The organism is Aeromonas sp. R3-1, assembly GCF_040908345.1.
GTDB classification, from domain to species: Bacteria; Pseudomonadota; Gammaproteobacteria; order Enterobacterales; family Aeromonadaceae; genus Aeromonas; species Aeromonas veronii.
The window spans coordinates 1-24,586 of record NZ_JBFODN010000209.1; the positions used below are offsets into that span (position 1 = coordinate 1).

At 57.3% G+C, this 24,586-nt stretch carries 20 protein-coding genes; 6 read left to right on the top strand and 14 right to left on the bottom strand.

The genetic code is table 11. From position 1 onward, the window contains the following. The 14 genes from AB5Y85_RS13310 to AB5Y85_RS13375 all read right to left on the bottom strand — a co-directional run. The coding region (locus AB5Y85_RS13310; protein ID WP_368221566.1) for an ATP-binding cassette domain-containing protein at nucleotides 1-889 on the bottom strand (889 nt) is incomplete at its 3' end. A gap of 74 nt (nucleotides 890-963) precedes the next feature. Next, on the bottom strand, nucleotides 964-1,194 hold the full coding sequence (locus AB5Y85_RS13315) for a glutaredoxin family protein (protein WP_257686948.1): 231 nt from the start codon (nucleotides 1,192-1,194) through the stop codon (nucleotides 964-966). Further along, complete coding sequence (gene rlmKL, locus AB5Y85_RS13320; RefSeq protein ID WP_257686949.1) at nucleotides 1,194-3,389, bottom strand: bifunctional 23S rRNA (guanine(2069)-N(7))-methyltransferase RlmK/23S rRNA (guanine(2445)-N(2))-methyltransferase RlmL; 2,196 nt, start codon at nucleotides 3,387-3,389, stop codon at nucleotides 1,194-1,196. The genes AB5Y85_RS13315 and rlmKL overlap by 1 nt, the downstream gene beginning before the upstream one ends. A 140-nt stretch (nucleotides 3,390-3,529) precedes the next feature. Beyond that, complete coding sequence (ykgO, locus tag AB5Y85_RS13325) at nucleotides 3,530-3,655, bottom strand: type B 50S ribosomal protein L36 (RefSeq protein ID WP_005336596.1); 126 nt, start codon at nucleotides 3,653-3,655, stop codon at nucleotides 3,530-3,532. Beyond that, complete coding sequence (locus tag AB5Y85_RS13330) at nucleotides 3,656-3,919, bottom strand: type B 50S ribosomal protein L31 (RefSeq protein ID WP_005336598.1); 264 nt, start codon at nucleotides 3,917-3,919, stop codon at nucleotides 3,656-3,658. It lies immediately after the preceding gene. 379 nt (nucleotides 3,920-4,298) lie between these two features. Further along, nucleotides 4,299-4,835 carry a cell division protein ZapC gene (locus tag AB5Y85_RS13335; RefSeq protein ID WP_257686950.1) on the bottom strand — a complete coding sequence of 179 codons (537 nt, stop codon included), beginning with the start codon at nucleotides 4,833-4,835 and terminating at the stop codon, nucleotides 4,299-4,301. A gap of 90 nt (nucleotides 4,836-4,925) precedes the next feature. Further along, on the bottom strand, nucleotides 4,926-5,936 hold the full coding sequence (gene pyrD / locus AB5Y85_RS13340) for a quinone-dependent dihydroorotate dehydrogenase (RefSeq protein WP_257686951.1): 1,011 nt from the start codon (nucleotides 5,934-5,936) through the stop codon (nucleotides 4,926-4,928). A gap of 77 nt (nucleotides 5,937-6,013) precedes the next feature. Continuing rightward, on the bottom strand, nucleotides 6,014-10,873 hold the full coding sequence (locus tag AB5Y85_RS13345; protein ID WP_257686952.1) for an NAD-glutamate dehydrogenase: 4,860 nt from the start codon (nucleotides 10,871-10,873) through the stop codon (nucleotides 6,014-6,016). Between the two features lie 278 nt (nucleotides 10,874-11,151). After that, on the bottom strand, nucleotides 11,152-11,373 hold the full coding sequence (locus AB5Y85_RS13350) for a DUF2835 domain-containing protein (RefSeq protein WP_005336606.1): 222 nt from the start codon (nucleotides 11,371-11,373) through the stop codon (nucleotides 11,152-11,154). Nucleotides 11,374-11,443: 70 nt separating this feature from the next. Then, nucleotides 11,444-14,068 (bottom strand): aminopeptidase N, encoded by a 2,625-nt coding sequence (gene pepN, locus AB5Y85_RS13355; RefSeq protein WP_257686953.1) that lies wholly within the window; start codon nucleotides 14,066-14,068, stop codon nucleotides 11,444-11,446. 144 nt (nucleotides 14,069-14,212) lie between these two features. Next, a complete protein-coding gene (gene prc / locus AB5Y85_RS13360; RefSeq protein ID WP_005351922.1) occupies nucleotides 14,213-16,228 on the bottom strand; it encodes a carboxy terminal-processing peptidase in 2,016 nt (671 codons plus the stop codon). An 8-nt stretch (nucleotides 16,229-16,236) separates the two neighbouring features. Further along, complete coding sequence (gene proQ / locus AB5Y85_RS13365; protein ID WP_005351923.1) at nucleotides 16,237-16,875, bottom strand: RNA chaperone ProQ; 639 nt, start codon at nucleotides 16,873-16,875, stop codon at nucleotides 16,237-16,239. Between the two features lie 102 nt (nucleotides 16,876-16,977). Beyond that, nucleotides 16,978-17,436 carry a GAF domain-containing protein gene (locus AB5Y85_RS13370; protein ID WP_005336610.1) on the bottom strand — a complete coding sequence of 153 codons (459 nt, stop codon included), beginning with the start codon at nucleotides 17,434-17,436 and terminating at the stop codon, nucleotides 16,978-16,980. 93 nt (nucleotides 17,437-17,529) lie between these two features. Continuing rightward, nucleotides 17,530-17,991 carry a hypothetical protein gene (locus AB5Y85_RS13375; protein WP_257686954.1) on the bottom strand — a complete coding sequence of 154 codons (462 nt, stop codon included), beginning with the start codon at nucleotides 17,989-17,991 and terminating at the stop codon, nucleotides 17,530-17,532. 281 nt (nucleotides 17,992-18,272) lie between these two features. On the opposite strand from AB5Y85_RS13375, the gene ccoN reads away from it, so the two are divergent. From ccoN to AB5Y85_RS13405, 6 genes are all read left to right on the top strand, one after another. Next, nucleotides 18,273-19,697 carry a cytochrome-c oxidase, cbb3-type subunit I gene (gene ccoN / locus AB5Y85_RS13380; RefSeq protein ID WP_005336616.1) on the top strand — a complete coding sequence of 475 codons (1,425 nt, stop codon included), beginning with the start codon at nucleotides 18,273-18,275 and terminating at the stop codon, nucleotides 19,695-19,697. A 16-nt stretch (nucleotides 19,698-19,713) separates the two neighbouring features. Then, entirely contained in the window at nucleotides 19,714-20,328 is a 615-nt protein-coding gene (gene ccoO / locus AB5Y85_RS13385; RefSeq protein ID WP_021230095.1) for a cytochrome-c oxidase, cbb3-type subunit II, read from the top strand. A gap of 10 nt (nucleotides 20,329-20,338) precedes the next feature. Continuing rightward, nucleotides 20,339-20,518, top strand: a complete 180-nt coding sequence (locus AB5Y85_RS13390) for a CcoQ/FixQ family Cbb3-type cytochrome c oxidase assembly chaperone (protein WP_005336620.1) — start codon at nucleotides 20,339-20,341, stop codon at nucleotides 20,516-20,518. After that, entirely contained in the window at nucleotides 20,518-21,501 is a 984-nt protein-coding gene (gene ccoP / locus AB5Y85_RS13395; protein ID WP_257686955.1) for a cytochrome-c oxidase, cbb3-type subunit III, read from the top strand. The genes AB5Y85_RS13390 and ccoP overlap by 1 nt, the downstream gene beginning before the upstream one ends. Before the next feature lie 140 nt (nucleotides 21,502-21,641). Then, nucleotides 21,642-22,142, top strand: a complete 501-nt coding sequence (locus AB5Y85_RS13400) for a FixH family protein (RefSeq protein WP_005345427.1) — start codon at nucleotides 21,642-21,644, stop codon at nucleotides 22,140-22,142. An 86-nt stretch (nucleotides 22,143-22,228) separates the two neighbouring features. Then, nucleotides 22,229-24,586: heavy metal translocating P-type ATPase (locus AB5Y85_RS13405; protein WP_368221571.1), on the top strand; the 2,358-nt coding region annotated here is incomplete at its 3' end.

The following is a 24,586-nucleotide window of genomic DNA, read 5'->3' on the forward strand; positions in this document are numbered from 1 at the left end:
GGCTGCGCTCCATGCGCATTGCCTCAAGGGCGCGCACCCGACCTTCGTTACGGGTACGGCGAGCCTTGATACCCTGACGCACCCACACCTCTTCCTGGGCCAGTTTGCGGTCGAACTCGGCATTTTTCAGCTCTTCGACCCGCAGCCACTCCTCTTTCCCCTGCAGGTACTCGTCGTAGTTGCCCGGCCAGGAGGTGATGGCGCCGCGATCGAGATCGATGATCCGGGTGGCCAGCTTGTGGATGAACTCCCGATCGTGAGAGATAAAGACGATAGCGCCGCGAAAATCCTTGAGGAAATCTTCCAGCCAGTTGATGGCTTCGATATCCAGGTGGTTGGTCGGCTCATCGAGCAGCAACAAGTCGGGATCGCAAGCCAGCGCACGGGCCAGCGCCACTTTGCGCAGCCAGCCACCGGAGAGGCTATCGAGGGTCACATCGGGATCCAGCCCCAGCAGGGTCAACACCTGACTGATGCGGGTCTCGAACTGCCAGCCGTTCTGATAATCGAGCTGCTCTTGCAACTCGCTCATCTTGCGAATGTTGGCATCTGACGGATCGCTCGCCAGCTCCATGGAGATGTGGTGGTACTGCTTGAGCAGCTCCCCCACCCCCGCCAGCCCTTCGGCGGCATAGTCAAACACCGTCAGCTCGCTGGAAGCAGGCGGATCCTGCTCAAGGCGGGTCACTTTCAAATCTTGTTGCAGCACCAGGCGGCCGTCGTCCAGCGGCAATTCGCTGGCAATGACCTTCATCAGGGTAGACTTGCCCGCCCCGTTGCGGCCAACCAGACAGAGGCGCTCGCCCCGCTCGATGGTCAATTCGGCATTGTCGAGCAGCGGGAAATCACTGAACGACAGACATGCGCCGTGCAATGTTAAAAGAGCCATGTGTGTTCCTTATTTCATATGAAAAAAAACGGGCAGCAGACTGGGTCTGCCCCCGTTTTATCGTCAAATCACTCTCACCCCTGACGGGCGGCCCAGCTTTTGAGCTCGGCCAGTGTGAAGGGCCAACCGAGCTCGCGGCCTGCTTCGTCACGCAGTACCGGAATGCGCACCCGAAAGGCGGCAAGCCACTGCTCATCATCCATGATGTCGCACTGGCGGGTGGCGGTGGCAAGACCAGCCTCCTCCACCAGCGCCCAGGCCTGCTCGCACAGGTGGCAACCGTCGGTATGAAACAGGGTCAGCATCACGCCTCGCCTTGCTCCGGCGCATGGGTGATGATCCAGCAGTTGTGGATGTGCTGGTTACGTTCGAAATCCTTCGGTCGCGTCTTCTGGGTGATGTTCTGGGCCTTGAGACCAGTGGCCTCGAGACCGGCCAGATCCATCTTGAAGTGACGCTTGTTGTTGGAGAAGACCAGAGTGCCGTCCGCCGCCAGCAGGCGCTTCAGGTGCTGCATCAGCAGCAGGTGATCGCGCTGTACGTCGAAGCTCTCGTCCATCCGCTTGGAGTTGGAGAAGGTGGGCGGATCGATGAAGATGAGGTCGTACTGCTCATCGGCTTCAGACAACCACTTCAGGCAATCTGCCTGCACAAACTTGTGCTGACGGCCCACCAGCGAGTTGAGACGCATGTTGTCCTGCGCCCAATTCAGGTAGGTGTGGGACATGTCCACCGTGGTGGTCTCGCTGGCACCGCCAAGACCTGCGTGCACGGTGGCACTGCCGGTGTAGGCAAACAGGTTCAGGAAGCGCTTGCCCTTGGCCATCTGACCCAGCATGCGGCGAGTCTGACGATGGTCGAGGAACAGGCCGGTATCCAGATAGTCGTAGAGGTTGACCCACAGACGAGCACCGTACTCCAGCACTTCCATCCGGTGCTGCTCTTCGGAGAGCTTCTGATATTGCTGTTTCCCTTCCTGACGCTCACGCACCTTCAGGATCACCTTCTCGCCATCCATCCCGGTCACCTTGATGGCGGCCTGAACCATGTCGAGCAGACGCTGACGGGTCTTCTGGGCGGGGATGTCCTTGGGCGCGGCATACTCCTGCACCACCAGATAGTCCTGATAGCGGTCGATGGCGGCGTTGTATTCCGGCAAGTCGGCGTCATAGATGCGATAGCAATCGATGCCCTCTTTGTTGGCCCATTTCTCGAGGGTTTTCAGATTCTTGCGCAGACGGTTGGCAAAGTCCTGCGCCACCTCTTTTTGGGAAGCCACGGAGTCCAGTGCGATTTGATAATTGCGCAGCTGACACTCGAGGGCGCCGTTGAACAGGCGATATTGCTTGTCGGCGCGCAGGCGCAGACAGCTGAGCAGCTCGGGCGATGCGGAAAGAATGGAGACTTTCCAACCCTGGAAGCTGCGACGCAGGGCATCGCCAAGGGCCTGATGGACTTCCAGCAGCGCCGGGAACTCACCAAGACGCTCGCCATAAGGCGGGTTGGAAATGAGCATACCGACCTGGCGGGCCTCCCCTTGACCTTCTTCCCCTTCAACAGTGGCAGGCATCGGCAGCGGGTTTTCCAGCTTGGTGACGTCGGCCTGCTTGAAGGTGATGAGGTGGGCCACGCCGGCAGCTTTGGCGTTATCACGGGCTTTGAGCAGCACGCGCTGGTCGGCATCGCAACCAAACAGTTTTACTTCGCAACGCTGCATGCCACGTTTGGCACGTACTTGCGCTTCCATCATCAGACTCTGCCACAGCTCGCTATCGTGCTGCAGCCAGCGATCGAAACCGAAGCGCTCGCGACGCAGCGCCGGTGCCATGTCGGCGGCGATAAAGGCCGCTTCAATCAGCAAGGTACCGGAACCGCACATCGGGTCCATCATGGGCTCACCGGCCCAACCGCTACGGGCAATCATGGCGCAGGCCAGGTTCTCTTTGAGCGGTGCTTCACCTGTTCCCTGACGATAGAAACGCTGGTGCAGTGCCGGGCCTGACAAGTCCAGCGTGATATTGGCCTTGCCCTTGCCCAGGTGCGCCATGATGCGAATATCCGGCGACTTTTTGTCCACGTCCGGACGCACGTGACCGCGCTTGGTGAAGCGGTCGACGATGGCATCCTTGATTTTCAGCGCGCCATATTGGGTATTGCGAATGGCAGGGTTGGTACCGGTAAAGTCCACCGCGATGGTAGAGGTACCGGAGAAGTGCTCTTCCCAGGGGATTGTGTGGGCGCCCAGATAGAGATCCAGATCATCGTTCATCTGGAATTCGGAGAGCACCAGCACGATACGGGAGGCAAAACGGCTCCACAGGCAGGCCTTGTAGCCAATCGCCAGTTCGCCTTTGAAATGGACGCCAGCCACGGTCTCACGGACCAGCTCTGCGCCAATATTGGTCAGCTCATCGGCCAACAGGTTTTCCAGCCCCTTGGGGCAGGTTGCAAAAAATTCTTTCATCACGCTCACGGGGAACCCATAAAAATAGTGCCGCATTATACCTCATCAGGCGGGCTGGAGCATGCAAAAGTCGGCGCAAACAGCAGGATGGAAACAGATTGGTAGACAGAGAGAAAGGCAAGAGACCCCATGACTACCCGATGGCGAGATCATGGGGCCAGACATCATTTAGCGGATCACTTCATACGAGCCTTGAAACGGGGATTGCTTTTGCAAATCACGAACAATTTGCCGCGGCGGCGCACCAACTGACAATCGGGATGACGCGCCCGTGCGGATTTGAGTGAACAGACGACCTGCATTCAGGACTCCTTCTTGCTTGAAAATGCGCCAAAGCGCTTGTTGAAACGGGCCACACTCCCCTCGCTCGATACCTGCTTCTGCTTGCCGGTATAGAACGAGTGCGACTGGCTGGAAACATCGAGCGACACATAGGGATACTCCTTCCCGTCTTGCCACGTATAGCGGCGATCGCTCTTGATGGTTGAACCGACCAGGAAAAAGGCATCTGCCGCCGTGTCATGGAACAGCACCAAACGATAATCCGGGTGAATATGAGGCTTCATGGCAACTCCATTTTGTTATGTTATAACAAAAAGTAAGTGAGAATAGCTCTCGTTTCAAGCATAAAATGTCGTATGAAGAAAATCGCAGCAGTGAGTGATGTGTTGATAGCGAGGTGGAGGCACTACGCAAGCAGAGCGAAACAGAGGGAAGTACCGTGCTTACAGCACGGAATACCAAGATACTGCGTGGGTCAGAACACAAGGTGCAAGTGGATGTAACAAGCCTCAAGAGAGGCCGAGCCACAACCATGAAGATCAATTAGAATGGGCAAGATGTTCGCGGATCAATGAAGTATCAGAAACGAAGCGCGATTGAGGTGACAACAGTAAAAACAAGCAGCGGTGTAATCACAGAGATAAAACAATTGATGAAAAGATATCAACTGACCTGACGATATTGCTCGGTCACGGTAATACGCGGTTTCATCCGGTTATTCATCACCTTGATCACCCCAAAACGCGGCAAGGTTTTACTGGTGGTCAATACCAGATCGGCAGTGAGGTTCAAACAGACGCTAGCCTGATCCCCTGCCTCAATGACCATAAATTCGCCGTTGCCATGGGGTGTATTCATCAAGACCAGATCACCGTTTTGCGGGATCACTTGCGGATGCTGTTCACTAAAAAACCAGCTTTGCGGCATCAGGGGTTTATAAAAACGACTGACCGCGATGGCATTAAGCACCAGTTGCACCTGATGGGGAATACTCCACTCAAGTTCGGCTGCTTTATCCATCAACTGATAATAGAGGGCTGCATCATCGACGCAAAAAGGCTGGGTTGCAAATGAGCTGGGCACCAATTGTCGCCCTTTATACTCGGTTGCAAATAACATGTTATCAGACAGGTCCAACATCAGACGGTCACTCTGGGCATCATAGTGCCATTTCCAGCTATCGGTCGGTTGGATAAACATGTTGGAGCCCTTACTTGATAATTACCAGTTGACTTTATTCCATATGCAGGAAATCAGCAACGTCAAATAAAGGGCTCCGCCATCTATTTCTTAAATATTGGTCGCAATCTCTTTGACCAACCCCGGCCCTTTATAAATAAAGCCGCTATAAATTTGTACCAGACTGGCACCGGCGGCCAATTTTTCACGGGCGGCCATGGCACTATCAATACCACCCACACCGATAATTGGCAGAGCACCATTGAGCGCCTTGGCCAGATGACGGATCACCTCGGTACTCTTATGCTGCAGCGGACGACCACTCAGGCCACCCGCTTCACCGGCGTGGGGCATGTCATAAATCATCTCGCGCTCGAGGGTGGTATTGGTGGCGATAACCCCATCAATACCATTACGCACCAGCGACGCGGCCACCTGATCTATTTCTTCAAGGCTTAAATCCGGGGCAATTTTAACCGCCAGCGGCACATACTTTTTATATTGGGCGGCCAGCTCTTGCTGACGTACCTTGAGGGCTGCCAGCAATTCATCCAGCGCCTCGCCATATTGCAGCGAACGCAACCCCGGGGTGTTGGGGGAAGAGATATTGACTGCAATATAACCAGCATGATCATAAACCTTGTCCATGCAGATCAGGTAATCATCCTTGCCCTGTTCGATGGGAGTGTCTTTGTTCTTGCCGATATTAATACCGATGACCCCCTGATATTTGGCCTCTTTTACCTTGGCCACCAGATGATCAACCCCCTTGTTGTTGAATCCCATCCGGTTGATGATCCCCTCTGCCGGAATAACCCGGAACAGGCGCGGCTTGTCATTGCCGCTCTGGGGTCTGGGGGTGACGGTACCGACCTCGATAAAGCCAAATCCCATGGCGCCCAGCGCGTCAATGCACTCACCATCTTTATCCAGACCGGCCGCCAATCCCACCGGATTGGCAAAAGAAAGCCCCATGACAGTGACGGGGCGTTTCGGCAAATTCTGGCGGAAGAAACAATCGAGTGGCGTACCGAGAAGGCGGGGCAAATATTTCATGGAGAGATCGTGAGCCTGTTCCGGATTGAGTTTGAACAGGAAATGCCTGGCGATGGGGTACAACATCTTTGCTCCTTAAAGAAAGCCCCGGCAACTGGCCGGGGCTTTGGGTGTAATGTCGGTGTCATGCCTTAATCTGGCAATTAAAGTGCCCGACAATTCAACTGGAGCAGGTTCAACTCTCGCAAGGCCACCGAGAACTTGGCGAACTCGTGAGTGCTGGTGGTCTTGAAGTCGGCCAACATGTGGGTCCAACGGGACAAGAGTTGCTCATGCTCCGAAATCCAGTCGGCCAGTATGGTAGCGCATTCTCCCTGATCTTTGCACCCTTCCAGCACCACAGAAGTGAGACTGCGTTGCTGCCAGTCAAGATCTTCGCGGAAGGAGGCTCGCGCCATCGCCTGCCAGTGGTTGCCGACCGGCTGATGGTTGATCTGGTCGAGGAACCAGTGCAGATCCAGTTTGGCTCCGAGGCGATAGTAGACATTGGCGGCGCGCAGGATATCGGTCTTGTGCTCCGCGGCAATCTGCGCCAGATCCAGGCTGGAGAAGAGGCTGCTCATATGGGCGACCTGACGGGCAATGGCCTCAGGCACCTGTTTCTCCATCCACTTGGCAACAGCCTGACGATGCTCGGCCACTTCGCTCTCATCCATCACCTCGTAAAGGTGCTTCCCTAAGGTCTCGAACGCCGGACGGAAGAAGGCGATGTTCTCGCTGATGCTCCAGCTGCGATTGCGGGCGCGCAGGAACCAGCGGGTGGCTCGGCGCACAATGCGGCGGCTGTAGAACATCAGCTCGAGCTGAGTCTGGGCATCAACCAGGTTGTCGCACCCTTCGATATCGCGCCACAACTGGTTCATGCCAAACACTTCGCGGGCCATGGCGAAGCAGCAGGCCACTTCCGCCACCGAGGCACCGGTCTCGTCCTTCATTCGGCTGGCGAAGTTGAGCCCCATGTCATTGACCAGCATGTTGGCCACCCGGGTAGCGATGATCTCGCCGCGTAGCGGGTGATCGGCCAGCTGGGCACCAAACTGCTGCTGTACTTTGGCCGGGAAGCTGGTGACCAGCATGTTGGCGAGGAAGGGCTCGTCGGTCACTTCCGGGCAGTTGAGCTGCTCTTTCAGCACCATCTTGCCGTAAGCCACCAGCACCGCCAGTTCGGGGCGGGTCAGCCCCAGCCCTGCCGCCATCCGCTCGGAGAGCTCCTCGTCAGAGGGCAAGAACTCCAACGCACGGTCGAGCTTGCCCTCCCGCTCCAGCCCCTGAATAAAGCGCTGCTGCTCTTTCAGTTGTTCAGAGCCGCGGAAGCTGGTGACCGAGATAGACTGGGACTGGCGATAGGCGTTGGTGATCACGATCTGCGCCACGTCGTCGGTCATCTCATACAGCATCTGGTTACGTTGCTTGAGGGTCAGATCCCCTGCCGCCACCAATTGGTTGAGCAGGATCTTGATGTTCACCTCGTTATCAGAGCAATCCACCCCACCCACGTTGTCGGTAAAATCGGTATTGATGCGACCGCCCTGACTGGCGTACTCCACCCGGCCGAGCTGGGTAAAGCCAAGGTTGCCCCCCTCTCCTACGATACGGGCCCGCAGATCGCGGCCATTGACCCGCAGTGCGTCGTTGCTGCGATCGCCCACTTCCCCATCGCTCTCGCGAGCGCTCTTCACATAGGTGCCGATGCCGCCGTTCCACAGCAGGTCGACATTAAGGCAGAGCAGCGCCTTGATCAGCTCGTTCGGCGCCATGCTGGCCTTGTCGGTGCCGAGCAGGGTCTGCATCTCGGGGCTCAGCTTGATGGATTTGGCAGAGCGCAGGAAGATGCCGCCCCCTTGTGATATCAGCTCGCGGTTGTAGTCATCCCAGCTGGAGCCCGGCAGATCGAACAGGCGCTGGCGCTCGACAAAACTCTTGGCCGCATCCGGAGCGGGGTCAACAAAGATGTGCATGTGGTTGAACGCACCCACCAGCCGGGTGTGCTCGGAGAGCAGCATGCCGTTGCCGAACACGTCGCCCGCCATGTCCCCAATCCCCACGCAAGTGAAGTCGGTGGTCTGGCAGTTGACGCCGATCTCGCGGAAGTGGCGCTTGACCGACTCCCAGGCACCACGGGCGGTGATGCCCATCTTCTTGTGGTCGTAACCGACCGAGCCGCCGGAGGCGAACGCATCACCGAGCCAGTGACCGTATTCGAGACTGATCTCGTTGGCGATGTCGGAGAAGGTGGCTGTGCCCTTGTCGGCAGCGACCACCAGGTAGTAGTCATCCTCGTCGTGGCGTACCACGGATTTCGGCGGGATCACCTCGCCGCCGATGATGTTGTCAGTCACATCGAGCAGGCCGCGGATAAACAGGCGATAACAGGCCTTGCCCTCCTCCTGAATGACGGCGCGGGGCGCCCCCACCGGCATCTGTTTGCAGTAGAAACCGCCCTTGGCCCCCACCGGTACTATGACAGTGTTCTTGACCTGCTGGGCTTTCACCAGACCCAGCACTTCGGTGCGAAAGTCCTCTTTTCGATCGGACCAGCGCAGGCCGCCACGGGCGACCTTGCCCCAGCGCAGATGCACCCCTTCCACTCGCGGCGAATAAACGAAGATCTCGAATTTCGGCAACGGCAGCGGCATGTCGGTGATGCTGGACGGTGCCAGTTTGAAGGAGATGTAGGGCTTGATGTTACCCGCCTTGTCCAGCTGGTAGTAGTTGGTGCGCAGGGTAGCGTCGATCATCTCCACATAGCGGCGAATGATGCGATCGTCGTCCAGGTTGGCCACCTGATCCAGCTTGGCGGCAAGCTCCTCGTGCAGCTTGGCGGATGCCTTGGCATCTTGCGATGGCACCTTGGCGTCCTGCTTGCCGGCTGGATCGAGCCGCTGTTCGAACAGAGCAAACAGCAACTGGGCGATGTCGGGGTAACGGGTCAGAGTCTCTTCGATATAGGACTGGCTGAAGGATACGCCGGTCTGGCGCATGTATTTGGCATAGGCGCGCAGCACCGACACCTGACGGCCGGTGAGACCCGCGCCCAGCACCAGCCGGTTGAAGCCGTCATCTTCCAGCTGCTTGTTCCAGATGGCGGCAAACGCCTGCTGGAAGCGCTGCTGGCTCTGGGCCAGATCAAAGGGCTGCTCGCCATGCAGCAGCATGGAGAAGTCGAGGATCCAGAACAGATCGCCAGCCGGAGTGCGTACCTGATAAGGGGTTTCGCCGATCACCCGCAGTCCCATGTTCTCCAGCATCGGCAGCACATCGGAAAGGTGAATGGGCTCGGTGCGATGGAACAGCTTGAGCCGTACCCGACGATCGTTCTCCTCCTCCTGCGCGCGGTAAAACAGCATGCCCAGCGGCTCGGCTTCGCTCAGGTTATCGAGCGCCATGATGTCGGCCACGGCAGAGCCCGGCAGCACATCTTCCTTGTAAGCGCGAGGGAAGGCGGTGCTGAAACGGCGGCGCAGCTCGTTGCCACGGGCCTCGCCATAGTGGGAAAGCAGCACGGAGTCGAGTCTGTCGTCCCAGCTGCGGGCCGCTTCAATCAGGTTGTTCTGTACTTCGTTCACATCCACATCCACGTTGTTGTTGTTGACCCGCACTATGTAGTGGGTCCGCGCCAGCACGCCTTCGGTGAAGTAGACGTTGAACTCCACCTCTTCATTGCTGCCAAAATATTTCTGCAATATTTGCTGGGTCTTGATCCGCAGCGCCGTGTTGTAGCGCTCCTTGGTGACATAGACCATGCAGGAGAAGAAGCGACCATAGACATCCCGGCGCACGAACAGCCGCAGCATGTCCCGCTCCTGCATCTCCAGCACCCCAAGGCCGGTAGCCAGCAGCTCCTCTTCGCGGGCCTGGATCAGCTCATCGCGAGGATAGGTTTCCAATACGTTGAGCAGCGCCTTGTAGGCGTGGGAGCCCTTCTCGTGACCGGAGGCAGCCATGATGCGTTCGAGACGATGGCTGATGAGCGGGATCTGGGTCGCGCTGGTGTTGTAGATGGAAGAGGCGTAAAGACCTATGAAGCGATCTTCCCCGATCACCTTGCCATGCTCGTCAAAGCGCTTGATGCCGATGTAATCCACATAAGCCGGACGGTGCACCCGGGACTTGCTGTTGGATTTGGTGAGGATCAGCAGGTCAGAACTCAGGGCGGCGTGGCGGGCACTGGCCGGCATGTTGCCAAGACGCTGGCCTACCTCCTTGATGGAGTTCTTCATCAGACCCAGACTGGAGCTCGCCTGCGGCAGGATCTCGTGATCCCCCTCCACCGCCTTGACGTCGTAACGGCGATACCCCATCAGGGTGAAGTTGTGAGCAGCCACCCATTTAAGGAAAGCAACGCAGGAGGCCACCTCCTCCTTGCTGACCGGGTGCTTGCGCTTGGGCAGTTCGTCAATGATCTCATTGAGCTTGGCCAGCATGGGCTGCCAGTCGCCGACTGCCAGCGCCACTTCACCAGCCACCGAGTTGAGCTCGGCAGCCAGCGCGGCCATCTGCTCCTCGCTGGTGAGGTGATCGATCTCGATAAGGAATGCCGTTTCAACCGAGGTCTGCCCGTCGGTGTTGTCTAGCTCCAGAATGGCGTCAATCTTGCCATCCGAACCGCGAATGAGGTGCAGCGGTTGGTGCAGCATCATGTGGGCGGTGATATTGAGCCGTTTAAGCGCCATTCGGATGGAGTCCACCAGGAAGGGGGAGTCCTGCAGGATCACCTCGACGATGGTATGGGGCGATTGCCAGCCGTGACGGGTCAGCTCGGGATTGTAGACCCGGATGTAGGGATCGGTACCGCTGCGCTGATTGAGGGCATTCCACAGACTCAGGGCCGCGCCATAGAGATCGCTGTCATTGCGATCGTGCAGGTCGGAGCTCGCCATGTTGCCGTAGAACTTGGCAACGAAGCGCTCGACCAGAGAGGCACTGTTTTTGGGCAACTTCTGATGGATCAGACTGAGAACGTTTTCGAGCAGAACTGAGGTAGGGGCGTCTTTCAATGCCATTTTTATATTCCTTATCGGACGACATTAACCACCGACGCAGAGGCAACCACCCTGGTTACCCGCTGGTGCAGAGTTGTTGCGAAGTGTAATGGCTTGGATAAGGGAAGGCGAGGAAAGGTGCTAACGAGATGTTAAAAACAAGGTGCAGATCACGGCTTAAACTGTGAGAAATTTTGTAAATAACCAAAAATACAGAAATTCCCACTACCTTTGTGCCAGTTTACCGGATAGATAGTGACGCAAAGCAGATAAACAGTCGGTAATCTGTTCGATTTTTGTTAATTTATGCGTTCGAGGCTGATAAAGCGGTAATCGTCCTGGGTTTTCAGCCGAAAATAGCCATGCACACCATTGATGGCGACAAAGGGGCGTATTTTTTCTATGCCAAGCTCCAGGGTCAATCCCTGTTCGCTGCGCACCACCAGCCGTTTGGCATGGCCCTGATACATCAGCATCACCTCATCGCTATTCAATGAGAGCCGAAAAGTAAACTGCTTCACGCTTGCTCCTGATCACACGACAAATCACACAATAGGGGCAGGCGCATTCACGCCCCTGCCCCGTCGATACTTACTGCTGCAGCGCCTTGCTGACCTTCTCGAACAGATCCCGTGCCAGCCCCTCAAGGTTGGCAAGACGGGTCAGCTCGGCGCGGATCAGGGCCTTGCGCGCCTCATCCAATCGCTTGAACTGGATAAGCGGAGTGATAAGGCGGGAGGCCACCTGCGGATTGACCTCGTTGAGCTCGATCAGCAGATCGGTCAGGAAGCGGTAACCGCTGCCATCCACCGCATGGAACTGCACCTGATTGCTCATGGCGAAGCTGCCGATCAGTGCTCGCAGCCGGTTCGGATTGCGAATGCTGAAAGTGGGGTGACTCATCGCCTGTTTCACTTCACTCAGCACATCGGCAGCCGGTTTGCTGCCAATCAGCCGCAGCCAGTTGTCCAGCACCAGTCCATCCTTGGCCCACTTGCCCTCGAAATCGGCCAGCAGCGCGGCGCGGCATGGCAACAGATAGCCGTTGGCCACCTGCAACGCCGCCAGGGTGTCGGTCATGTTGTCGGCAGTTGCATACTGCTCGCGCACCAGCGCATCGGCATGCTCCGCATCCAGTGCCGCCAGATAGCCGAGCACCACCCCTTTGAGGGCCCGCTTGGCCATGTCGGCATGCACCACCTGATAACCGTTCAGACGCAGACTCTGATAGGTCACCGCCAAGCGCGCGCCAAAGGCCTCGGCAAGACGGGTATGGATCGCGCCGCGCACCTGATGGATGGCATCGATATCGGCCACCTCGAACAGCTCGGCCAGGGTCGCCTCACCGGGCAGCGCCAGGATCTCCGCCTTGAGGGCCAAATCGAGATCGCTGTCGTCCAGAATGGCGACGAAGGCGGCCAGCAGGGTTTGGGAGAGCTCAACCCCCTGCCCATGCTGGACCCGTGCCACCCCGTCAATGACCGCTTTGTTGATCAGCATCTGGGCCGCATCCCAGCGGGCAAACTCGTTGCGAGCAAAGCGCATCAGGAAGGCGAGCGCTTCGTCGCTGTAGTCATAGTGCAGCTTGACCGGCGCGGAGAAGTCCCGAAGCAGAGAAGGAACCGGCTTGACCGGCACCCGATCGAATTCGAAGGTCTGCTCCGCTTCCAGCACGTCGAGCACGTTGCCGATGGCCTTTCCCTGATACTGCAACGGGATGACGGCACCCTGCTCGTCATAAAGCTCGATGTCGAGAGGGATATGCAGCGGCAGCTTTTGCGGTTGATCCTGAGTCGGCGGGGTGTGCTGGCTCACATGGAGGCGATAGATGCCGCTGGCGGCATCATACTCGTCGGTAACGGTAAGCTCGGGGGTGCCGGACTGGCTGTACCAGCGGCGGAAACGACCGAGATCCACACCGGAAGCATCCTCCATCGCTTGCACGAAATCATCACAAGTAGCGGCCGAGCCATCGTGACGCTCGAAGTAGAGACGCATACCAGCCTGGAAGGCTTCTTCCCCCAGCAGGGTGTGCATCATGCGGATCACTTCCGACCCTTTCTCGTAGACGGTGAGGGTGTAGAAGTTGTTCATCTCGATCACCACATCCGGGCGGATCGGGTGTGCCATGGGGCCGGCATCTTCGGCAAACTGCGGGCCGCGGACGGTACGCACGTTGTTGATGCGGTTGACGCCACGGGAGCCCAGATCGGAGGAGAACTCCTGATCCCGGAATACCGTCAGCCCCTCTTTCAGGCTGAGCTGGAACCAGTCACGACAGGTGACGCGGTTGCCGGTCCAGTTGTGGAAATATTCGTGACCGATCACCCGTTCGATACCGTGGTAGTCGCCATCGGTAGCGGTGGCCGGATTGGCCAGCACGAACTTGGAGTTGAAGATGTTGAGCCCTTTGTTCTCCATGGCGCCCATGTTGAAGAAGTCCACCGCGACGATCATGTAGATGTCGAGATCATACTCAAGGCCGAAACGCTGCTCATCCCAACGCATGGAGTTGATGAGGCTCTCCATGGCAAAACCGGCGCGATCGAGGTTGCCCTTGTCGACGAAGATCTCGAGGGCAACCTTGCGGCCGCTCTTGGTGGTGTAGTGGCTGCGCTCCACATCGAAATCACCGGCCACCAGCGCAAACAGGTAGCTCGGTTTGGGGAAAGGATCCTGCCACTGCACGAAGTGACGGCCGCCATCCAGATCACCGCTGTCAACCTTGTTGCCATTGGAGAGCAGGAAGGGGAACTGAGCTTTGTTGGCGGTAATGCGGGTGCTGTAACGCGCCAGAATGTCGGGGCGGTCCAGATAATAGGTGATGCGGCGAAAGCCCTCAGCTTCACACTGGGTGCAGTAGGCATCGCCAGACTTGTAAAGCCCTTCCAGCGCGGTGTTGGCGGCCGGATCCAACAGGGTGACAATGGTCAGCACACATTCGGCCGGCAGGTTGAACAGGGTCAGACTGCTCTCGCCTTGCTCGTAGTGGTCACAGGGAATGCCATCAATGGCAACGCTCTTGAGAGTCAGCTGTTCACCATCGAGGATCAGCGGCGCATTGTGCTCACCGTTGCGACGAATGCGGGTGATGGCGGTGACCTGGGTCAGCGGCTCCTGCAGTTGGAAATCGAGGTCGATGGTGTCGATCCAGTAGAGCGGCGCCTGATAATCCTGGCGATATTTGGCCGTCATGGCCTGGGAGTGATCGGTCATTATTGTCTGCTTCCACGCTTGTTAAAGGCGAGAAAGAGGCTGTCACAACCAACTGGCGGGGTCAAACAATTTGCATTACGTCAGATACACCAGACAAAAAGAAAGGGCGACCGCAGTCGCCCTTGTGCATTGGAGGTCGCTTTGTCAGCTGCGTTTGCTGACCTTGGCCAGATCTGCCGTGATATTGGCCGCTTCGATGAGATACTCATCCGGCGCTTCAAAATCAGCGGGCAGCTCATCCAGACTCTTCACCGCCGGCTTGCCAAGACGTGCCAGACGCTCGTTGGTACGTTTGAGCGCTTTCTCATCCTGTTTCGCCTGCTCTGCAACACGCTCCGCCTCGTTGAGGGAGACCGACTTCTTGTCTTTCTCCTCCTTGTAGTCGGCGATGTCCTGCATCACATAGGCAAACTCGGGATCCTTGGCGATCCGGGCATCGTGCGCCGCCTGCAACTTGGGCAGTACGCTGGCGAAGTTGCCGAGTTTCTCGTAGTTGGCGGAGGCAATCTTGTCCCACGGCAACGCATTGAACTCACGGCTTTCGCCCGTCTCTTCCGGAGCAACCGGTGTCGGGAAGCTGATATCCGGCGCAACGCCCTTGTTCTGGGTGCTGCCACCGTCGATCCGGTAGAACTTGGCGATGGTGTACTGCACGTGACCGAGCGGCTGCTCGTAGAAGTCATAGACCTTGGCGAGACTGCGATGCTGCTGCACCGTCCCCTTGCCGAACGAGTTTTCACCCAGAATCAACGCGCGGCCATAATCCTGCATGGCGGCAGCGAAGATCTCGGAGGCCGAGGCACTGTAGCGGTCGATCATCACCGACATCGGGCCACCGTAATAGACGTTGCCATCGTCATCGCCATTGACCGTGATACGGCCCATGTGATCACGAATTTGCACCACGGGACCGCTGGCAAAGAAGAGACCGCTCAGGGCGGAGGCTTCGGTCAGGGCGCCACCGCCGTTACCGCGCAGATCGATGATCAGACCATCGATCTTCTTCTTGTTGAGACTGGAGAGCTCCTTGATCACGTCATCGTGCAGATTGACGTAGAAACTCGGGATCTCGATGACACCAATCTTCTTGCCTTCGGCGTTAATCACCTTGGACTTGGCAGCCCGATCTTCAAGGCGCACCTTGTCGCGGGTCAGCTCGATCTGCTCGGTCTTGGCAGTTGCGCCCTTGCCACGCTGGATCTCCAGCTTGACCTTGCTCCCCTTGGGCCCCTTGATGAGCTCGACCACGTCATCAAGACGCCAGCCGATCACATCGACAATCTTGCCATCTTCCTGCCCCACCCCGGTGATCTTGTCATCGGGTTTGAGGTGGTTGGATTTGGCAGCAGGGCCACCAGGCACCAGAGAACGGATGACGGTAAAGTCATCTTCCGCCTGCAACACGGCACCAATCCCCTCCAGCGAGAGGTTCATCTCGGTGTTGAAACGATCGGCACTGCGCGGTGAGAGGTAACTGGTGTGCGGTTCGATGGCACGAGCGAAGGAGTTCATGAAGAGCTGGAAGACATCTTCGCTCTCGGTCTGGGACATCCGCTTGATGGCGTTGTTGTAACGCTTGCCAAGCAGCTCTTTGATCTCGGGCCACTCCTTGCCACTGAGCTTGAGACTCAGGGCATCGAACTTGACCCGCTGACGCCACAGCTCGTTGAGCTCTGCTTCATCTTTGGGCCAAGCCGCCCCTTCCCGATCAAACACATAGTTGTCGGTCTGGGTAAAATCGAAAGGAGTATCAAGCAGTTTGAGGGCGTATTCGAACCGCTCATAACGCCGCTGCTGACTCAGGTTGAACATCTCGTAGGCGGGAGCCAGACGGCCTCTTTCGAGGTCGGTGTCAAAACCGTTACGGTACTTTTCAAAACGGCTGATATCAGAGGCCAAAAACAGGTTGCGGCTGTAGTCCAGATTCTCCAGATATTTATCGAAAATCACGGAGGAAAAGGCATCGTCCAGCTTGAACTGTTTGTAGTGCGAGCGGGTAAACAGATTGGTAATTCGCTTGCTGGCCGTAGCATGTTGGCTCTCTTGAGCCAACACAGGCAAATCACTCTCCTTGAGCACCGGCTCGATGGCCTGTGCAAGCCCGGCAAGCGCCAGGCTACAGGCAACGAGGGAAAAACGAATTACGCCATGCTTCAACATTTGTCTCCTTAGAGAACCAAGTGCTCTGATTTGACCCGCACCATCATGCCGGTCTGCAGTTGGACCTGAACATCGTCCTTGGTTACTTCCTTGATGGTTGCCGGAACCGGGAATTTACCCATAACGACGCGCACATCCTGGCCCACTTTCAGCGTAGCGGCATCCACTTTAACCAGCGGAGCGTCAGCGACCGGTGCCTTGGCGGCAGCTTTCGGCTTGGCAGCTACATCAGCTTTCTCGGTTTTGCGCACAGCAGGACGACGAGGCTTCTTAGCCTTCTCATCCTTCTCTTTGGTATTGGTACGACGGCTGGCGAATACGCGCTCTTTGCTCTCTTTCAGAGCTTGCTTGGCGTGCTCGATGTGCTCTTCGGTCAGCAGCTCGCCCGGGTTGCCATCCAGATCAACGCGAGCCTGACCAGCTTTGAGACCGTGCAGGTAGCGCCAGCTGGAGGTGTATTGACGCAGTGCGGAACGCAGCATGGTCTTGGAGACTCTGGCATCGTCAGCAAGACGCTCGGCCAAATCCTGGAAGATGCCAATCTTGAGCGGCTTGGCCTCTCCTTCAGCAACGAAGCAGGCCGGGAATTTCTCGACCAGGTAGGCAACGATCTCTTTACTGTTCTTCAGCTTCTCAGTGTTTTCCATGTATAACCTTGGCTTTCATATAAACGCACGGGCACGTCCCGAGCACAACAAAGGCCCCATTATAGAGAGCTTGGGGCCTTTTGCGAACCATCTAGCAATGACTTAGAGCATGCTTTCCAAAATTTGCACCGTTTCTTCGAGGCCAATCCGGTCTTGCTGGTCGAAACGGTTAAAAATCGGACTATCGATATCGAGCACCCCGATGATCTCGCCACCACGGCGCACCGGGATCACGATTTCCGAGTTGCTCGCGCCATCACAAGCGATGTGACCGTCGAACTGGTGGACATCGTCAATGAGCTGGGTTCTCCCCTCTGCCACTGCCGTACCACACACCCCACGGCCGACCGGGATCCGCACGCAGGCCGGTTTGCCCTGAAATGGCCCCAATACCAGGGTCTCGCCCTGCAACAGATAAAAACCGACCCAGTTGATCTCCTCCAGCTCCTGATTAAGCAGTGCGGAGAGGTTGGCCAGATTGGCAATCAGATCGGTTTCCCCCTCCAGCAGCGCCTTGGCCTGCTGGTTGAGGGTGCGATAAAACGGTTGTTTTTCAATCATGATTAAATGAACTTCACTCCCTGATGGTTTGGGGAAGGTAACGCCTGGCCGGGAAATTTCAAATATTTTTTCCACTCCCCACCTCTTGCGCCGTTATTCCCGAGCAACGGAAAGCGCCAATTGCTGGCGTTGACCATTACTCCACTCGATATTTAACAACCAGACCATGACGGGTGATGTACAGCTCCCCACCTGGGTTACCCCCTGCCACTGTCCATCTATTTCTTCAAAGCTAACCGGAATGGTGCCCATAAACATATCTTTGCCTTCGAGTGTCGCTTTCACCGGTTTGATGGCCGGATCGCCGCCGGTAATAGCGATGGCAAAGTCATGTTCAGCGCGCAGCGGTAATTCCTTGATGGCGACCGTCAGCGACTTGTCACCAATCAGCGCGCTGCAAGGTGTGTGGGAAAGATCACAAATCTGATCTTTTTTCTGGTCAGCAGAGACGCTGTTATCGGCCGAAAACCAGGTGCGATAGGCCATCAGCGCCAATAACAGCGCCAATACCAGTACGAGGTGCAAAACTTTACGTGCGGTAAGTCTCTCTTTCATCAAAAACAGCCCGATTAAGATGCAATTAAAATAGTTTTTTGTGATCTCGAACAAGGTAAAAAACTGCCATATCGAGACCGGACGGAGCCAAATATATCACTGTTTATACTGTTATTTTACCTGTCACTTCAGTATCATTCCCATGCAGTTTTCATTTAGCCATCTTTTGCTTTTCCTTTCGTTAACAGATGTTAACAACTGGTCGGCGGTGGCTGATGAAGCCAGTCCGGTTCTCCGGATACAAAACCAAACAACAGCAGCATCGGAAGCGGAATATAACGATGAGCCATACAACTAACCATCCTGAGTACAACTACACCGTTGTTCGCCAGTTTACCGTCATGACGATTGTCTGGGGAATTGTCGGCATGTCGGTTGGCGTACTGATCGCAGCCCAGTTGATCTGGCCTGCCCTCAACTTCGAGACCCCGTGGCTGACTTACAGTCGTCTGCGGCCCCTCCATACCAACGCAGTGATCTTCGCCTTCGGCGTCAGTGCACTGATGGCCACCTCCTTCTACGTGGTGCAGCGCACCTGTCAAACAAGGCTGTTCGGTGGCCCGCTGGCAACCTTCGTCTTCTGGGGCTGGCAAGCTATCATCCTCTCTGCCGCTATCTCTCTGCCGCTGGGTTACACCTCCGCCAAAGAGTATGCCGAGCTGGAGTGGCCGATTGATATCGCCATCACTGTGGTATGGGTCGCCTATGCCATCGTCTTCTTCGGCACCCTGATGAAGCGCACCACCTCCCACATCTATGTGGCCAACTGGTTCTTCGGCGCCTTCATCATCACCGTTGCGGTGCTGCACATTGTCAACAACATGGAAGTGCCGCTCTCCGGCATGAAGTCCTACTCCATGTACTCCGGCGCCATGGACGCCATGGTGCAGTGGTGGTATGGCCACAACGCGGTAGGCTTCCTGCTGACCGCTGGCTTCCTGGGGATGATGTACTACTTCGTGCCCAAGCAGGCCGGTCGCCCGGTTTACTCCTATCGCCTCTCCATCGTCCACTTCTGGGCGCTGATCTCCCTCTATATCTGGGCCGGTCCGCACCACCTGCACTACACCGCACTGCCTGACTGGGCTCAGTCACTGGGGATGGTGATGTCCCTGATCCTGTTCGTCCCCTCATGGGGCGGTATGATCAACGGCATCATGACCCTCTCCGGTGCCTGGCACAAACTGCGTTATGACCCCATCCTGCGCTTCCTGATCGTCTCCCTCTCTTTCTACGGCATGTCGACCTTCGAAGGCCCGATGATGGCGATCAAAACCGTCAACGCCCTCTCCCACTACACCGACTGGACCGTTGGTCACGTTCACTCCGGTGCGCTGGGCTGGGTTGCCATGGTCTCCATCGGTGCGGTTTATCACCTGATCCCGAACCTGTTTGGCCAGGGCCGGATGTACAGCGTCAAGCTGATCAACGTTCACTTCTGGCTGGCGACCGTGGGCACCGTGCTCTACATCGTTGCCATGTGGATTTCCGGCGTGATGCAGGGCCTGATGTGGCGTGCAGTCAACGAAGACGGCACCCTGACCTACAGCTTCGTTGAAGCGCTGCAGGCATCCTATCCCTTCTATTTCGTGCGCTTCCTGGGTGGCTGCTTCTTCGTCACCGGCATGTTGCTGATGGCTTACAACGCCTATCGCACCATCACTGCGCCCAAAGGTTCTCTGGAACCTGTCGCCCAGCCAGCATGATTGAAGAGGTCAACCCATGAGCAACAATAACCGTCACGAAATATTTGAAAAAAGCGTTCCCATGCTGGTGGTCGGCATCATCTTCGCCATCAGTCTGGGGGGCCTGGTTGAAATCACTCCGCTGTTCTTCCAGAAGCAGACCACCGAGCCGGTGGAGGGCCTCAAGCCCTACACCGCTCTGCAGATGGAAGGGCGCGACATCTTCATTCGCGAAGGCTGCACCAACTGCCACAGCCAGATGATCCGTCCGTTCCGTGCCGAAACCGAGCGTTACGGTCACTACTCGGTCGCAGGTGAGAGCGTCTGGGAGCACCCATTCCTGTGGGGTTCCAAGCGTACAGGTCCGGATCTGGCCCGTGTCGGTGGCCGCTACTCCGACGAGTGGCACAAGGTTCACCTGATCAACCCGCGCGATGTGGTACCGGAATCCAACATGCCCGCCTATCCCTGGCTTGATACCAATGTGCTGACTGGCGAGATGACCGGCAAAAAACTGGCGCTGTTCCGCGATCACTTCGGTGTGCCCTATACCGACGCCGATATTCAGGGTGCGGGCGAAGCCGTCAAGGGCAAAACCGAGCTGGATGCGCTGGTGGCCTATCTGCAATCACTGGGTCATGCCCTGAAATAAGGAGGCGAAGATGGACTACGGCACATTTCGCGGTCTGTATACCCTGCTGTTGATGGCCATCATGATTGGCATCATCGTCTGGGCCTACAGCAAACGCCGCAAGACCTCTTTCGACGAGGCTGCCAATCTGGTTTTTGCCGATGATGAGCAACCCGGTGCTGATAAAAAGAACGCAGGAGCGAAACAATAATGAGCACTCTGTTTAGCATTTTTGTGACTGTCATCAGTCTGGGAACCATCCTCGGCTGCTTCTTGCTGCTGATGTGGTGCCGCAAGGACAAGATGGGTGTTGAAGAAGGCAAATCGATGGGTCACTCCTTCGATGGCATCGAGGAGATCAACAACCCGCTGCCGAAGTGGTGGACTTACATGTTCCTCTTCTTCATCGTCACCGGTCTGGTCTATCTGATCGCCTTCCCGGGGCTTGGCAACTTCAAAGGCCTGTTGGGCTGGCAAAGTTCCAACCAGGACGTGCGCTCGCTGGCCGAGTCCAAGGCTGCAACCGAATCGGCCAAGGCCGAAGGTCGCGCGGTGGAGTATGACCGTGAGGTCGCCAATGCTGACGAGATCTACGGCGCCAAGTTCCGTGAACTCACCTATGAAGCGGATGGCAAAACCTATCGTGCCATCACCGAGATCGCCAAGGATCCGGAAGCCCTGAAAGTGGGTCAGCGTCTGTTCCTGCAGAACTGCTCCCAGTGCCACGGCTCCGATGCCCGTGGTGGCCGCGGCTTCCCGAACCTGACCGACAGCGAATGGCAATGGGGCGGCCAGCCTGATCAAATCAAGACCACCATCATGGGCGGTCGTCAGGGGATCATGGCTGCCTGGGGTGAAATTCTCGGCAAAGATGGCGTTCAGGAAGTGGCCTCCTATGTGCTGAGCCTCTCCGGTCGCAAGGTCGACCTGGTGGAAGCGAAGAAAGGTGAAGCACGCTTTGCCATCTGCGCTGCCTGCCACGGGGCCGATGCCAAGGGCGGTATTGCCGTCGGTGCGCCAGACCTGACCAACAACACCTGGCTCTACGGTGGCTCCCGCGAAGTGGTAGTGCAAACCATCACCCACGGTCGTCACGGCGTGATGCCAGCCTGGAAAGACATTCTGGGTGAGGACAAGGTTCACCTGCTGGCCTCCTACGTTTACAGCCTGTCTCATCAACAGTCTGCCAAATAAGGTTCGCCCGTAACGTTGTAACATGTGATAAACACGTGATTACACAGCAAAAAGCCTCGACTCCTCGAGGCTTTTTGTTATCTTGTGTTGCGTAAAAACCATCTTCCACGTTAATCATTCGTTTCATGGCAGTAGCAATCATGACCCAACCTCTATCCAAACCGTGGTATCGCCAATTCTGGCCCTGGTTTATCATCGCCCTCCCCACTGCCGCCGTTGTCGGCAGTATCGCCACCGCCATCATCGCCAGCAAGGATGGGGTCAATCTGGTGGCCGAGGACTATTACAAACAAGGGAAAGAGATCAATCAGGACTTGAGCAAGTTTGACCGCTCCGAAGCGCTCAATATCCGCTTTGGACTGGAGGTTGACGGCAACGAGCTGACCCTCAAACCCATCAGCGGCGATATTCCTGCCGGGCAAGCTCTCTATCTCTCATTGTTCCACCCGACCTTGGCCGGTCAGGACAGCGAACACATGATCACCGCCGATGCGAGCGGCACCTATCGCCTCCATTTCGACAAGCCGCTGGTCGGCAAGTGGCACATTCGCGTCGATGCCTTTGATCACCAGTGGCGATTGCAAGAGACCGTCCAGCTGCCCACCCTGGCCCCTGTCGAACTCGACCCGAAAGGACGCTAAGCCATGACCGGCTGTTCTCACTGTGGCGAGCCGGTGTTCGCCACCGCCCCTGCTGCTTGCATTCTGCATTCAGGGGGGCATCAATCATGACCCCCTGTTTTCACTGTGGCGAGCCGGTACCCGCCAATAGTGGCTATGCCCTCGAGATAAAGGGGATTGTTCGCCCCATGTGCTGCCCCGGTTGTCAGGCGGTGGCAGAAACCATCATGGAGTGCGGCCTCGCCAGTTACTACGATCACCGCACCGCCCCCGGTACCAAGGGGGATCTGGTGCCCGAGGAGCTGGCCGCCCTCACCCACTACGATCTGGCAGAAGTGCAACAGGAGTTTGTCACCGACAACGGTACCCTTCGCGAAATCCAGCTGACAGTAGAAGGGCTCACCTGCGCCGCCTGTGCCTGGCTTATCGAACGCCACCTGATGACCCTTGGCGGCCTGCGCTACATCAACGTCAACACCACCACCCGCCGGGCTCGCATCAAATGGGATCCGGACCAGCTATCCCTGAGTGACATTCTCAAGGGATTCGCCCAGATCGGCTATCGCGCCTACCCGTTCCAGACCCATCAACAAGAGGCGCTCTACGCCAAAGAGGTGCGCAGCTATATGTTCCGGCTGGCACTGGCAGGGCTTGGCTCGATGCAGGTGATGATGTGCGCCGTGGCCCTCTATATGGATCTCTTCATCAGCGTTGAAGATGAGTTCATGGTCTACTTCAAGTGGATAAGCCTGCTGCTCTCCACCCCCATCATGATCTACTCGGCCCAACCCTTTTACGTGGGTGCATGGCGCAGTCTGAAACAGGGTCACCTGTCGATGGATGTGTCGGTGTCGCTGGCGCTGATTGGGGCTTTTATCGCCTCCATGTGGGCCACAGTGTTCAATACCGGTGAGGTCTATTACGACTCCATCACCATGTTCGTATTCTTCCTGCTGCTGGGGCGCTTTCTCGAGTTGCGGGCCCGGCGCAAGGCGTCGGAATCGAGCTCCAACCTGGCCAGACTGGTGCCCATCATGGCGACCCGCATCGATGATGAAGGGGAGCATGAGGTAGCGGCCAAGACCTTGCAGGTCGGCGATCGGGTACGGGTGCTGGCCGGCGCCACCTTGCCAGCTGACGGCATCATTGTCGAAGGGCAAGCCAGCCTCAACGAATCCATGCTGACCGGTGAACAGCTGCCCCTGCTCAAACAGCCCGGCGATCAGGTCTATGCCGGCACCATCAACACGGATGCCCCGCTGCAGATCCGGGTCAGCCACCGTATCGAAGAGTCTCGGATCGCCCAGATCATGCGGCTGCAGGATCACGCCCTCGATGACAAACCGGCCATCGCCCAGATGGCGGATCAGCTGTCGCGCCACTTTATTCTGGTGCTGCTGATCATTGCCGCTGCGGTCTGGACCTTCTGGCACTTCCATCAACCGGATCAGGCGTTCTGGGTCACCCTCGCCGTGCTGGTGGCCACTTGCCCCTGTGCCCTGTCGCTGGCCACCCCGACGGCGCTAACCTCGGCCACCGCCAATCTGACCCGCAACGGCATTCTGCTGCGCCGCGGTCATGTGCTGGACGTGCTGACCAAGGCAAACCGGATCGTGATGGACAAGACTGGCACCCTGACCACAGGTGAGATCAGTCTGACAGGCACCACCACCTTGGCAGAGATGGACGAGACGCACTGCCTCGCCATCGCCCGGGCCATGGAGGCGCAATCCGAGCACCCCATAGCTCGCGCCTTCCGGCTGCCTGCCGACAGCATCGCCGTGTTGCCATCCGCTCGCGAGATCACCCCGGTCATCGGTCACGGCATCACGGCGCTGGTGGATGGCGTACGCTACCGCATCGGCAGTGCCCGCTGGCTTGGGCTGGATCCGGCGCAAGAACGCGGCCGCGGTCTGGCTATCTATCTGGCCGACGAGCAGCAGGTCTTGGCCCGCTTCAATCTGGAAGATACCCTGCGCCCCGATGCCAGGGCGCTGATCGCGGCATTCAAGGCTGCCGGTCTGCAAACTACCGTGCTCACAGGCGACAGCTCTTTGCAGGCAGACGAAATTGCCCGCGAGCTGGAGGTGGATGAGCTGGTCAAGGGGGTCTCACCCGATGGCAAGCTGGCCTACCTCAAGGCCCGGGAAACCCAAGGGGATATCAGCATCATGGTGGGCGATGGCATCAACGACGCCCCGGTACTGGCCGGAGCTCACGCCTCGTTTGCCATGGCCGGTGGCACCGATCTGGCGAAAAACAGCGCCGATGCCATCTTGCTGGCCGATGACTTGAGCCGACTGCTCGAAGCCAGAGTGCTGGCAATGCGTACCCGCAAGATCATCATCGAGAACTTCGCCTGGTCCATCGGTTACAACCTGCTGGTGTTGCCGTTGGCGGCCTGCGGCTGGCTCCCCCCCTATCTGGCGGCGGCTGGCATGTCGCTCAGCTCGCTCATCGTGGTG

Coding starts and splice junctions, on each gene's coding strand:
- AB5Y85_RS13315 (WP_257686948.1), bottom strand. CDS start 1,194: ATGCTGACCCTGTTTCATACCGACGGTTGCCACCTGTGCGAGCAGGCC.
- rlmKL (WP_257686949.1), bottom strand. CDS start 3,389: ATGCGGCACTATTTTTATGGGTTCCCCGTGAGCGTGATGAAAGAATTT.
- ykgO (WP_005336596.1), bottom strand. CDS start 3,655: ATGCAGGTCGTCTGTTCACTCAAATCCGCACGGGCGCGTCATCCCGAT.
- AB5Y85_RS13330 (WP_005336598.1), bottom strand. CDS start 3,919: ATGAAGCCTCATATTCACCCGGATTATCGTTTGGTGCTGTTCCATGAC.
- AB5Y85_RS13335 (WP_257686950.1), bottom strand. CDS start 4,835: ATGTTTATCCAACCGACCGATAGCTGGAAATGGCACTATGATGCCCAG.
- pyrD (WP_257686951.1), bottom strand. CDS start 5,936: ATGTTGTACCCCATCGCCAGGCATTTCCTGTTCAAACTCAATCCGGAA.
- AB5Y85_RS13345 (WP_257686952.1), bottom strand. CDS start 10,873: ATGGCATTGAAAGACGCCCCTACCTCAGTTCTGCTCGAAAACGTTCTC.
- pepN (WP_257686953.1), bottom strand. CDS start 14,068: ATGACCGATCACTCCCAGGCCATGACGGCCAAATATCGCCAGGATTAT.
- prc (WP_005351922.1), bottom strand. CDS start 16,228: ATGTTGAAGCATGGCGTAATTCGTTTTTCCCTCGTTGCCTGTAGCCTG.
- proQ (WP_005351923.1), bottom strand. CDS start 16,875: ATGGAAAACACTGAGAAGCTGAAGAACAGTAAAGAGATCGTTGCCTAC.
- AB5Y85_RS13370 (WP_005336610.1), bottom strand. CDS start 17,436: ATGATTGAAAAACAACCGTTTTATCGCACCCTCAACCAGCAGGCCAAG.
- AB5Y85_RS13375 (WP_257686954.1), bottom strand. CDS start 17,991: ATGAAAGAGAGACTTACCGCACGTAAAGTTTTGCACCTCGTACTGGTA.
- ccoN (WP_005336616.1), top strand. CDS start 18,273: ATGAGCCATACAACTAACCATCCTGAGTACAACTACACCGTTGTTCGC.
- ccoO (WP_021230095.1), top strand. CDS start 19,714: ATGAGCAACAATAACCGTCACGAAATATTTGAAAAAAGCGTTCCCATG.
- AB5Y85_RS13390 (WP_005336620.1), top strand. CDS start 20,339: ATGGACTACGGCACATTTCGCGGTCTGTATACCCTGCTGTTGATGGCC.
- ccoP (WP_257686955.1), top strand. CDS start 20,518: ATGAGCACTCTGTTTAGCATTTTTGTGACTGTCATCAGTCTGGGAACC.
- AB5Y85_RS13400 (WP_005345427.1), top strand. CDS start 21,642: ATGACCCAACCTCTATCCAAACCGTGGTATCGCCAATTCTGGCCCTGG.